The following is a 10,414-nucleotide window of genomic DNA, read 5'->3' on the forward strand; positions in this document are numbered from 1 at the left end:
GCCGCCCTGCTGCCGCGCCCGGGCGCGGCGCAGCCGCCCGCCGCGGGAGGGGAGGCGGCGCGCGCCGCCGGCCGGCTGGCGATGGCGCACGCCGCCGCCCAGCGCTGGGCCGAGGCCGAGGCGGCGGCGCTCTCCGCCGATCCGGCGATCGCCAGGACCGTGACCTGGCTGCGCCTGCTCTCCCGCACCGGGGAGGCGACGGCGCGGGAGATCGCGCAATTCGCGCTGCGCCACCCGGACTGGCCCGCCCAGGACGCGCTGGCCCGCCGCGCCGAGGAGGCGCTGGCGCAGGACCCGGACGACCGCCTGGCCCTCGCCTGGTTCGCCGCCCGCCCGCCGCGCTCCCTCGAGGGGCATCTGCGCCTGGCCGAGGCCCTCGCCCGCGCCGGAGAGGCCGGGCAGGCGGCCGAGGCGCTGCGCCGCGGCTGGGCCGAGGCGCCGGGCGACGCGGCGGCGGAGGAGGCCTATCTCGCCCGCGCCGGGGCGGCGCTGACGCCCGAGCTGCACTGGCGGCGCTTCGACCGCACGGCGCTGCTGCGCGAGGGCGCGCCGGCGCGGCTGCTGCCGCTGCTCGACCCGTCGCGCCAGGGCATCGCCGCCGCCCGCCTCGCCTATGCCGGGGACGCGCCGGAGGCGGACACGCCCGCCCTGGCCGCCGCCGCGCCCGGCGACCTTGGCCTGACCTACGAGCGCGCCCGCTGGCTGCGCCGGCGCGAGCGCGACGCGGAGGCCGCCGCCTGCTGGGCCGCCGGCGCCGCGCTGCAGCGCGACCTGCCGCCCGCCATCGCCCGCGCCGTGTGGAGCGAGCGCCACCTCCTTGCCCGCAAGCTGCTGCGCCTCGGCGAGCCGCGCCTCGCCTACGCCACCGCCGCCCGCCACGGCCAGGAGGCGCCGGGCGAGCCCCGGCAGGAGGCGGAGTTCCTCGCCGGCTTCATCGCGCTCCGCCACCTGCGGGACGCCGCGACGGCGGAGCGGCACTTCGCCCGGCTGATGGCGGACAGCCAGAGCGTCATCACCCGCGCGCGCGGCCTCTACTGGCAGGGCCGCGCCGCCGCCGCCCAGGGCGCGCCGGCGCGGGCGCGCGAGCGCTACGCCGCCGCGGCCGCCTGCCCGACCGCCTTCTACGGCCAGCTCGCCGCCCTTGCCCTCGGCGAGGACGGCGCGGCGCTCTCGGCGCGCATCGCCGCCGCGCCCTCGCCGCAGCCGACCGCCGCCCAGGCGCGGGCGCTGGAGCGGCAGGAGCTGGCGCAGGTGGTGCTGGCGCTCGCCGAGATCGGGGAGGCACGCCGGGCGCGGCCCTTCCTGCTCCGCCTCGCCGACATGGCCGGGGAGCCGGCGGAGAAGCTGCTCGTGGCGCGGCTCGCCACGCGCATCGGCCGGCCCGACCACGCGGTCTGGGTGGTGCGCCGCGCCGGCGCGGCGGGGCTGGTGGCGGTGGCCGAGGGCTGGCCCGCGCCCTACCCCGTGCCGGCCGAGGTGCTGGAACCCGCCCTGATCAACGCCATCACCCGCCAGGAGAGCAATTTCGACCCGGAGGCCGTCTCCCCGGCCAATGCGCGCGGGCTGATGCAGCTCCTGCCCGCCACCGCGCAGCAGGTGGCGCGCCAGCTCCGGCTGCGGCACCAGACCGCCATGCTCACCACCGACGCGGCGCACAACATGCGCCTCGGCGCCACCTACCTCGCCTCGCTGATCGAGCGATTCGGGGGCGCGCTGCCGCTCGCCATCGCCGCCTACAACGCCGGGCCGGCGCGGGTGGCGCAGTGGCTGGCCACCTACGGCGACCCGCGCGCCGGCGAGACGGCGATGCTCGACTGGATGGAGCACATCCCCTTCTCCGAGACCCGCAACTACGTGCAGCGGGTGATCGAGAACATCGCCATCTACCGGGCGCTCAGCCCGGCGGATGCCGCGCTGTCGCACCCCATGGCGCGCTGGCTGCAGGACGGGGCCTGAGCCGGTGGCGCCGCGCCGCCGCTTCTTCCGCGCCCGCGACGGGCTCCGCCTCGCCGCGCTCGACTGGGCGGGGCGGGAGGACCGCACGCCGCTGCTCTGCCTGCCGGGCCTTGCCCGCACCGCGCGCGACTTCGCCGCGCTGGCGGCGCGGCAGGAGGGGGCGCGGCGCGTGGTGGCGCTCGACTATGCCGGCCACGGGGAGAGCGAGCGGCCCGCCTCCGCCTCCCGCTACCGGCTGCAGGTGGCGCTGCGCGACGTCGCCGACGCCATGGCGGCGCTGCACCTGCACCGCGTGGCGGTGCTGGGGACGAGCTTCGGCGGGCTGCTGGCGATGGGGCTCGGCATCCTGCGCCCGGCCGCGCTGGCCGGGGTGGCGCTGAACGACATCGGCCCGCATCTGGAGCCCGCGGGGCTCGACATGGTGCGCGACGTGATCGGCCGCGACCCCGGCTTCTCCGGCCCGGAGGAGGCGATGCGCTTCCTCCGCGACAGGCTGCCGCCGCTCGACCTCGACGCGGCGGGCTGGGCCGGCTTCACCGAGCGCACCTATGCGCGCGGCGAGGACGGGCTGCTGCATCCGCGCTGGGACGTACGGATCGCCGGGGTGCTGGCCGACGGGCGGGAGGTGCCGGAGGATCTCTGGCCCGCCTTCGGCGCCCTCGCCCATGTGCCGCTGCTGCTGGTCTGGGGGCAGGAGAGCGCCCTCCTCTCCGCCGCCACGGTGCGGCGGATGCGCGCGGCGCGGCCGGACATGGAGGTGGTCTCGCTGCCCGGCATCGGCCATGCGCCGACCCTCGCGGCGCCGGCGGCCATGGCGGCGCTGGACCGCTTCCTGGCCCGGCTGGGATGAGGCTGGCGGTGGCGGTGGCGACGCTCGGCGGCGTCGGCCGGCTGCGCCCGGCGCCCGGAAGCTGGGCCTCGGCGGCGGTGCTGCCGGCGGTGCTGCTCGGCCCCCTGCCCTGCCTCCTGCTGGCGCTGCTGCTGGCGGCGGCCGGCTTCTGGGCGGTGCGGGCGCTGGGGCCGGCGGCGCGGGGCGACCCTCCCTGGGTGGTGGTGGACGAGGGGGCGGGACAGCTTCTCGCGCTGGCGGCGCTGCCGGCCGGGGCGGGGCTCGCGGGCGCGCTGCTGGCCTTCGCGCTGTTCCGCGCCCTCGATATCCTGAAGCCCGGCCCGGTGGGCTGGGCGGACCGCCGGCCCGGCACCGCCGGGGTGATGCTGGACGATCTGGTGGCGGGCGCGCTGGCCGGCGCCGCCATCCTGCTGCTGCGCCTGCTGTGGCCGGGAGTGCCCCTGTGATGCTGCCCCCCTCCACCCTCGACGCCGCCCGCGACCTGCTCGCCGCCCTGGAGGCGCGCGGCCTGACGCTGGCCACCGCGGAGAGCTGCACCGGCGGGCTGATCGCCGCGGCGCTGACGGCGATCCCCGGCTCCTCCGCCGTGGTGATGTGCGGCTGGGTCAGCTACTCGAACGAGGCCAAGCGCGCGATGCTCGGCGTGCCGCCGGCGGTGCTGGAGGAGGCGGGCGCGGTCAGCGAGGCCTGCGCCCGCGCCATGGCGGAGGGCGCGCTGGCGCGGGCGGGGGTGGACCTCGCCCTCTCTTGCACCGGCATCGCCGGGCCGGGCGGCGCCACGCCGGGCAAGCCGGTCGGGCTGGTCTTCATCGGCGCGGCGCGGCGCGGCGGGGAGACGCAGGTGCTGCGCCGGGTCTTCCCCGGCGACCGCGCCGCGGTGCGCGCCGCGACGGTAGCCGAGGCGCTGGCGCTCGCGGCCGGGCTGCTGGCGCCGCGCTGAGCGGCGACCGGGCCTGCCGCCGGCGGCGCAAAGCCCCGGCCGATGGTCGGCGGTTGCGCGGCCGGGATGATACCAGGCAGGCCTCGCGGATCGCGACCGATCCGCCCCCGAAGGCCGCCGCGCGGCCGCCATGCTGCCCTCCCCGCGCGCCTCAGCCATCCCCGAGGCGGAACGCATCCGCGATGCGGCGCACCGCGCCGTCCGCCGCCACCAGCAGCAGGTCGAAACGGATGCCCGCTTCGCCGTGGCCGGGATTCGCCGCCAGCCAGCATTCGGCGGCCGCGGCCAGCCGGCTGCGCTGGCGCGGGCCGAGGGCGAAGGCCGCCTCCGACAGGCTCGGCCGCGCCTTGACCTCGACGAAGGCGAGCAGCCCGTCGCGCTCCGCCACCAGGTCGAGCTCCCCGGCCGGGGTGCGGGCGCGGCGCGCCAGCACGGCCCAGCCCTCGCGCGCCAGCGCCGCCTCCGCCGCCGCCTCGGCGCCGCGCCCCGCCGCCTCGGCGCGGGCGCCGCGCAGGCGGCGGCGGGCCGTGCCCTCCTCAGGCGGCAGCGAGCGTCTCCCGGATGATCGCCACCGCCTCCTCGATCATCGGCGCGGTCACGTCGAGATGCGTGCAGGCCCGCACCCGCCCGCCGAGGCCGCTGACCGCCACCCCCCGCAGCAGCAGCTCCCGCTGCAGCCGCGCCACCTCCATGCCGGCGCCGCGGATGTCGAAGAACACGAGGTTGGTGTCCGGCTCCTCCACCACGACGCCCGGGATCTGCCGCAGGCCGCGCGCGAGCGCCTTGGCGTTGGCATGGTCCTCCGCCAGCCGGTCCACGTGGTGGTCGAGCGCGTGCAGGCAGGCGGCGGCGCAGATCCCCGCCTGGCGCATGGAGCCGCCGAGCCGCTGCTTCCAGCGCCAGGCCTGGCCGATGAACTCGGCCGAACCGCACAGCACCGCGCCGAGCGGCGCGCCGAGCCCCTTGGTGAAGTCGAGCCAGACCGAGTCGAAGGAGGCCACCATCTCCGCCGGGGGGACGCCGCTGGCGACGCAGGCGTTCATCAGCCGTGCGCCGTCCATGTGCGTCGCCCAGCCCTGCTCGCGCGCCACCGCCGCGACCTCCTCGAGCTGCCGCAGCGGCCAGACCGCGCCGCCGCCGATGTTGGCGGTCTGCTCCACCTCCAGCAGCCGCTGCGGCGGCGCGTAGCGGGTGCGCGGGCGGATGGCGGCGCGCACGTCCCCGGCGGTGAACATGCCGCGCGGCCCCTTCAGCGGCATGATCTGCACGCCGGCGAAGGCGGCGTGCGCGCCGCCCTCGCTGTGCAGGATGTGGCTGGTCTCGTGCGCCACCACCTCGTCGCCGCTGCGGCAGTGCGTCAGGATGGCGACGACGTTGCACATGGTGCCGGAGGGCAGGAACATCGCCGCCTCCTTGCCCATCAGCGCCGCCATGCGGTCGCAGAGCGCGTGCACGGTCGGGTCGTCGCCGTGCTGCTCGTCGCCGACCTCGGCGCGCAGCATCGCCTCCCGCATCGCCGGCGTCGGGCGCGTCTGGGTGTCGGAGTAGAGGTTGATGCGGACGGGCGGGGCGCCTGCGGGCGGGCGGGGCGGGGCGTGGACCATGCGGGGCTCCGGGCGTGGCGGTGGGGTGCGCATGGTGGCAGCGGCGCGCCGCGAGGCAACCCCTCGCCCCGCGCGTGGAAGCGGCCCGGGTGGACTGATGCCGCGCCTCGCGGATCGCGACCGGGCCGCGCGCCCCTGCACGAGGAGGCGGACCGCGGAGGCGGCCTCCCCGCGCCGCGCTCAGCCCGGCGGCGGGCCGAAATGCCGCCGCCAGACCGCCCCGGCGGCGGGGCGCGCGGCCACCGCCCGCGCCAGCGCCTCGATGCGCGGGCAGTGCGCCGGCATCCACGCCTCCCCACCCATCCAGCGCGACATCACGGCGATGCCGATGTCGGCCGCCGAGAAGCGCTCCCCGAGGAGGAAGGGCGAGGGCGCGGCGTGGCGCTCGACCACGGCCCACACCTCGCGCGCCATCTCCACCGCCCGGGCGCGGATCGCCGGCGCGTGGGCCGGGTCGGCGCTGAAGCGCTCGGGATAGTCGCAGCGGGTGACGTGCGGATAGATCTCGGAGGCCAGCAGCGCCATCCAGCGCAGGGCGCGGGCGCGGCCCGGCTGTTCCGGCGGGGGCAGCAGCCCGGCCCCGGGGTGGCGGTCGGCCAGGGTGAGCAGGATCGCCAGCGATTCGGTCAGCGCCGTGCCGTCGGGCAGGAGCAGGGTGGGCACCCGGCCCATCGGGTTGAGGCGCCGGTACGCCTCGGCACGCTGCGCGTCGCGCTCCAGCCGCACGGGGCGGAGCTCGGCCTCGGCCCCGATCTCGGCCAGCGCCATCTCCACCATGGCGGAGCCGGAGCGGTGATCCCCGTAGAGGACGTATCCCATGCCGCGATGCTGCCGCCCGCACCCGGCGGGAGCCAGCGAAAAGGGCTGATGCCGGGGATCAGGAGCGGTGATGCGGGCGGTGCCCCTCCTCCCCCGCGCGGCTCAGCCCCCCGGGAAGGGGGCCGGCGTCCCGGCCGGGCGCGGGGCGGGGCGGCCGTAGAGCTGCATCGCCCGCCGCTCGAAGGCGCGGACCATCACGCGCACCGCCTCGTTGAACACGGTGCCGATCACCGCCTGCAGCAGGCGGGAGCGGAACTCGAAATCCACGAAGAAGTCCACCTCCGAACCCAGCGGGTGCGGGTCGAAGCGCCAGTGGTTGTTGAGGTACCGGAACGGGCCGTTCAGGTAGCGCACATGGATGAGCTGCGGCCGCTCCAGCGCCACATGGCTGCGGAAGGTCTCGCGGAACATCTTGAAGCCGATGGTCAGGTCCGCCACCAGCTCCTTCTCGTCGTGCGAGAGCACCCGCGCGCCGACGCACCAGGGCAGGAATTCCGGATAGCGCCGGACATCGGCCACCAGGTCGAAGAGCTGCTCCGGCGTGTAGCGCAGGATCTTCTTTTCCGCGTGCGTGGGCATGCGATCAGGCCGAACGCGCCCCGGCGGCGGCGAGTTGCGCCTCCCGCGCCGCGCGGAGCGCCGCGAAGTCGCGGTCCGCGTGGTAGGAGCTGCGGGTGAGCGGGCTCGCCGAGACCAGCAGGAAGCCCTTGCCGCGGGCCAGCCGGGCATAGTCCCCGAACTCCTCGGGCGTGACGAAGCGGGCCACCGCGGCGTGCTTCACCGTGGGCTGCAGGTACTGGCCGATGGTGAGGAAATCCACCTCGGCGCTGCGCAGGTCGTCCATCACCTGCAGCACCTCGATCCGCTCCTCGCCGAGGCCGACCATCAGGCCGGATTTGGTGAAGATGCCGGGATCGAGCTGCTTCACCCGGTCGAGCAGGCGCAGCGAGTGGTAGTAGCGCGCGCCGGGCCGGATGGTGGGGTAGAGCTTCGGCACCGTCTCCAGGTTGTGGTTGAACACGTCCGGCCGCGCCTCCACCACCACCTCCAGCGCGCCGTCCTTGCGCAGGAAGTCGGGCGTCAGCACCTCCACGGTGGTGCCGGGCGCGGCGGCGCGGATGGCGCGGATGGTGCGGGCGAAATGCGCCGCCCCGCCATCGGGCAGGTCGTCGCGGTCCACGCTGGTGACGACCACGTGGTTGAGGCCGAGCCGCGCCACGGCATCGCCGACCCGCGCCGGCTCGTCCGGGTCGAGCGGGCCGGGCAGGCCGGTGGCGACGTTGCAGAAGCTGCAGGCGCGGGTGCAGATCCCGCCCATGATCATCATGGTGGCGTGGCGCTGCGACCAGCACTCGCCGATGTTCGGGCAGGCGGCCTCCTCGCACACCGTCACCAGCCGGTTCTCGCGCATCAGCGCCCGTGTCTCGTGGTAGACCGGGTGGGTCGGCGCCTTCACCCGGATCCAGTCGGGCTTGCGCCGGACCGGGTTGTCCGGGCGGTGCGCCTTCTCCGGGTGCCGGGGCGGGGGGGCCGCCTGGCGGTGGTCGATCTCGATGCGGGTGGCCATGCTCGGGGTCCGGTTGCAACCCTAGATGTGGATGACCCGGCCGTAGGCATCAAGCACCGCCTCGTGCATGGCCTCGGAGATGGTGGGGTGGGGGAAGACGGTGTGCATCAGCTCCGCCTCCGTCGCCTCGGCGGTGCGGGCGATGGCGTAGCCCTGGATCATCTCCGTCACCTCCGGCCCGGCCATGTGCGCGCCGAGCAGCTCGCCCGTCCTGGCGTCGAAGACGGTCTTGATCATCCCTTCCGGCTCGCCCATGGCGATCGCCTTGCCGTTGCCGATGAAGGGGAAGCGGCCGACGCGCACCTCGTGGCCCGCCTGCTTCGCCGCCTCCTCGGTCAGCCCGACCGAGGCGACCTGCGGACGGCAGTAGGTGCAGCCGGGGATGTTGCGCGCCTGCAGCGGGTGCACGCCCTCGACGCCGGCGATCTTCTCGACGCAGAGCACCCCCTCGTGGCTGGCCTTGTGGGCGAGCCAGGGCGGGCCGGTCAGGTCGCCGATGGCGTAGACGCCGGGCTCGCCGGTGCGGCACCACTCGTCCGTCACCACATGGGTGCGCTCCACCCGCACGCCCGTGCCCTCGAGGCCGATCTCCTCCACATTGCCGACGATGCCGACGGCGGAGATCAGCCGGTCGGCCTGGATCTCCTGCACCTTGCCCCCGGCCTCGACGATGGCGGTGAGCTCCTCCGCCCCCTTGCGCACGCCCTGCACCCGCGCGCCGGTCAGGATCTTCATGCCCTGCTTCTGGAAGGATTTGTGGACGAAGGCGCTGATCTCCGCATCCTCCACCGGCAGGATGCGCTCCAGCACCTCGATCAGCGTCACCTCGCTGCCCATGTTGCGGTAGAAGCTGGCGAACTCCGCCCCGATGGCGCCGCTGCCGACGACGATCAGCCGCTTCGGCAGCGCGGGCGGCACCATCGCCTCCCGGTAGGTCCAGATCAGCCTGCCGTCCGGCTCGATCCCCGGCAGCACCCGCGCCCGCGCGCCGGTCGCCAGGATGATGTGCTGCGCGCCGAGTTCCGCGACCGGCTTGCCGTCCTTGGCGACGGAGAGCCGGCCCTTCCCCGCCAGCCTGCCATGGCCGTCGAACACCGTGACCTTGTTCTTGCGCAGCAGGTGCTTCACCCCGCCCGAGAGCTGGTTCGCCACGGCGCGGGAGCGCTTGACCACCTTCGCCATGTCGAAGCGGATGTTGTCGGCGGCGAAGCCATAGGCGTCGAGGGTGTGCAGCAGGTGGTTGATCTCGCTCGAGCGGAGCAGCGCCTTGGTGGGGATGCAGCCCCAGTTGAGGCAGATGCCGCCCAGATGCTCGCGCTCCACCAGCGCGGTCCTCAGGCCGAGCTGCGCGGCGCGGATCGCCGCCACGTAGCCGCCCGGGCCGCCGCCGAGGACGGCGAGATCGAACTGCTCGGCCATCACGAGGCCTCCTTCGCAAGCCTTGCCAGCGCGTCGCCGGCCAGGCGCCGCGTGATCCATTCCTTCAGGCTCTCCGCCCCCATCGCGTCGTAGGTGGCGATGGCGGGCAGGTTCCAGTCGAGGACGCTCCAGGCGAGGCGCTGGCCGCCTTCGGCGAGGGTGTCCCGCGCCAGCCGGGCGAACAGCGCGCGCGCGATGCCGCGGCGGCGGAAGCGGGGCTCGACCCAGAGATCCTCCAGCCAGCGGCCATGACGCGCGAGGAAGGTGGAGAACGTCCAGTGGTAGAGCGCCATGCCCGCGGGCTCGCCCTCCCATTCCGCGATCAGGCAGCCGGCGCGCCGCGGGGTGCCGAAGATCGCCGCGTGGAAATCGGCCTCGGTGCCCTTCGCCTCGTGCCCGAGGCGCTCGTACTCGGCCAGCGCGCGCACGAAGCGCGCGATGACCGGCACGTCGGCGGGCACGGCCTCGCGGATCGCCGGCGCGGTCACAGCATCAGGCTCATCGGGTCCTCGACCGTGGCCTTCAGCGCCTGCAGGAACTCGGCGGCGAGCGCGCCGTCGATGACGCGGTGGTCCACCGAGAGGGTGCAGCTCATCACCGTGGCGACGGCGAGCTGCCCGTCCCTCGCCACGGGGCGCTGCTGGCCGGCGGCCACGGCGAGGATCGCGGCCTGGGGCGGGTTGATGATGGCGGCGAACTCCCGCACGCCGTACATGCCCATGTTGGAGATGGAGAAGCCGCCGCCCTGGAACTCCTCCGGCTTCAGCCGGCCGGCGCGCGCCCGCTCGGCGAGGTCCTTCATCTCGTTGCTGATGGCGGCGAGGCCCTTCTGGTCGGCCTTGCGGATGATGGGCGTGATCAGCCCGTTCGGCGTGGCCACGGCGACCGAGATGTCCACGTCGTGGAACTGCAGGATCGCCTCGTCGGTCCACATGGCGTTGACGCTGGGGAAGCGCCGCAGCGTCACCGCCGCCGCCTTGATCACCAGGTCGTTCACCGAGAGCCGGAACGCCCCCGGCCCCTCCTTCGGCGAGCGGGCGTTGAGCTCGGCGCGCAGCTTCAGGAGCGCGTCGAGCTCGATGTCCATGGTGACGTAGAAATGCGGGATGGTCTGCTTCGCCTCCGTCAGGCGGCGGGCGATGACCTTGCGCATCGTGCTGTGCGGCACCGCGGTGTGCGGCGCGGCGACGGCCGGCGCGGGCGCCTTCGCCGCGGCGGGGGCGGGCTGGGGGGCGGCCGGCGCGGCAGCGGGCGGCGCC

At 75.8% G+C, this 10,414-nt stretch carries 12 protein-coding genes; 4 read left to right on the forward strand and 8 right to left on the reverse strand.

Annotated features, from left to right (window positions below; genetic code table 11):
- From ET526_RS20025 to ET526_RS20040, 4 genes are all read left to right on the forward strand, one after another.
- Positions 1 to 1,956, forward strand: a 1,956-nt coding sequence (locus tag ET526_RS20025; protein ID WP_135470664.1) for a lytic transglycosylase domain-containing protein, incomplete at its 5' end; no start/stop codon positions are given.
- Between the two features lie 4 nt (positions 1,957 to 1,960).
- On the forward strand, positions 1,961 to 2,806 hold the full coding sequence (locus tag ET526_RS20030) for an alpha/beta fold hydrolase (RefSeq protein WP_158295647.1): 846 nt from the start codon (positions 1,961 to 1,963) through the stop codon (positions 2,804 to 2,806).
- Positions 2,803 to 3,252: a phosphatidylglycerophosphatase A family protein gene (locus ET526_RS20035; RefSeq protein ID WP_135470668.1), complete on the forward strand. Its 450-nt coding sequence runs from the start codon at positions 2,803 to 2,805 to the stop codon at positions 3,250 to 3,252. The genes ET526_RS20030 and ET526_RS20035 overlap by 4 nt, the downstream gene beginning before the upstream one ends.
- Entirely contained in the window at positions 3,252 to 3,746 is a 495-nt protein-coding gene (locus tag ET526_RS20040) for a CinA family protein (protein ID WP_135470670.1), read from the forward strand. The genes ET526_RS20035 and ET526_RS20040 overlap by 1 nt, the downstream gene beginning before the upstream one ends.
- Before the next feature lie 151 nt (positions 3,747 to 3,897).
- On the opposite strand, the gene ET526_RS20045 is transcribed toward ET526_RS20040, so the two are convergent.
- The 8 genes from ET526_RS20045 to ET526_RS20080 all read right to left on the reverse strand — a co-directional run.
- Positions 3,898 to 4,293, reverse strand: a complete 396-nt coding sequence (locus ET526_RS20045; protein ID WP_338025374.1) for a YraN family protein — start codon at positions 4,291 to 4,293, stop codon at positions 3,898 to 3,900.
- Positions 4,283 to 5,350, reverse strand: a complete 1,068-nt coding sequence (locus ET526_RS20050) for a threonine aldolase family protein (protein WP_135470676.1) — start codon at positions 5,348 to 5,350, stop codon at positions 4,283 to 4,285. Before ET526_RS20050 ends, ET526_RS20045 begins: the two co-directional genes overlap by 11 nt.
- Positions 5,351 to 5,530: 180 nt before the next feature.
- A complete protein-coding gene (locus ET526_RS20055; protein ID WP_135470678.1) occupies positions 5,531 to 6,169 on the reverse strand; it encodes a glutathione S-transferase family protein in 639 nt (212 codons plus the stop codon).
- Between the two features lie 102 nt (positions 6,170 to 6,271).
- Complete coding sequence (locus ET526_RS20060) at positions 6,272 to 6,748, reverse strand: type II toxin-antitoxin system RatA family toxin (protein ID WP_135470680.1); 477 nt, start codon at positions 6,746 to 6,748, stop codon at positions 6,272 to 6,274.
- 4 nt (positions 6,749 to 6,752) lie between these two features.
- Positions 6,753 to 7,736, reverse strand: a complete 984-nt coding sequence (gene lipA / locus ET526_RS20065; protein ID WP_135470682.1) for a lipoyl synthase — start codon at positions 7,734 to 7,736, stop codon at positions 6,753 to 6,755.
- A gap of 21 nt (positions 7,737 to 7,757) precedes the next feature.
- The gene (lpdA, locus tag ET526_RS20070; RefSeq protein ID WP_135470684.1) at positions 7,758 to 9,155 is read right to left on the reverse strand and encodes a dihydrolipoyl dehydrogenase; all 1,398 of its coding nucleotides are present in this window, start codon (positions 9,153 to 9,155) and stop codon (positions 7,758 to 7,760) included.
- A complete protein-coding gene (locus ET526_RS20075; RefSeq protein ID WP_135470686.1) occupies positions 9,155 to 9,643 on the reverse strand; it encodes a GNAT family N-acetyltransferase in 489 nt (162 codons plus the stop codon). Before ET526_RS20075 ends, lpdA begins: the two co-directional genes overlap by 1 nt.
- Positions 9,640 to 10,414: 2-oxo acid dehydrogenase subunit E2 (locus ET526_RS20080; protein ID WP_240048501.1), on the reverse strand; the 775-nt coding region annotated here is incomplete at its 5' end. The genes ET526_RS20080 and ET526_RS20075, both read right to left, overlap by 4 nt.

The organism is Crenalkalicoccus roseus (genome assembly GCF_004761865.1).
In the GTDB taxonomy this organism is placed as follows: Bacteria; Pseudomonadota; Alphaproteobacteria; order Acetobacterales; family Acetobacteraceae; genus Crenalkalicoccus; species Crenalkalicoccus roseus.

Excerpts from the sequence above, each read along its gene's own strand:
- ET526_RS20035 (WP_135470668.1), top strand. The coding sequence starts at position 2,803 with ATGAGGCTGGCGGTGGCGGTGGCGACGCTCGGCGGCGTCGGCCGGCTG.
- ET526_RS20040 (WP_135470670.1), top strand. The coding sequence starts at position 3,252 with ATGCTGCCCCCCTCCACCCTCGACGCCGCCCGCGACCTGCTCGCCGCC.
- ET526_RS20050 (WP_135470676.1), bottom strand. The coding sequence starts at position 5,350 with ATGGTCCACGCCCCGCCCCGCCCGCCCGCAGGCGCCCCGCCCGTCCGC.
- ET526_RS20055 (WP_135470678.1), bottom strand. The coding sequence starts at position 6,169 with ATGGGATACGTCCTCTACGGGGATCACCGCTCCGGCTCCGCCATGGTG.
- ET526_RS20060 (WP_135470680.1), bottom strand. The coding sequence starts at position 6,748 with ATGCCCACGCACGCGGAAAAGAAGATCCTGCGCTACACGCCGGAGCAG.
- lipA (WP_135470682.1), bottom strand. The coding sequence starts at position 7,736 with ATGGCCACCCGCATCGAGATCGACCACCGCCAGGCGGCCCCCCCGCCC.
- lpdA (WP_135470684.1), bottom strand. The coding sequence starts at position 9,155 with ATGGCCGAGCAGTTCGATCTCGCCGTCCTCGGCGGCGGCCCGGGCGGC.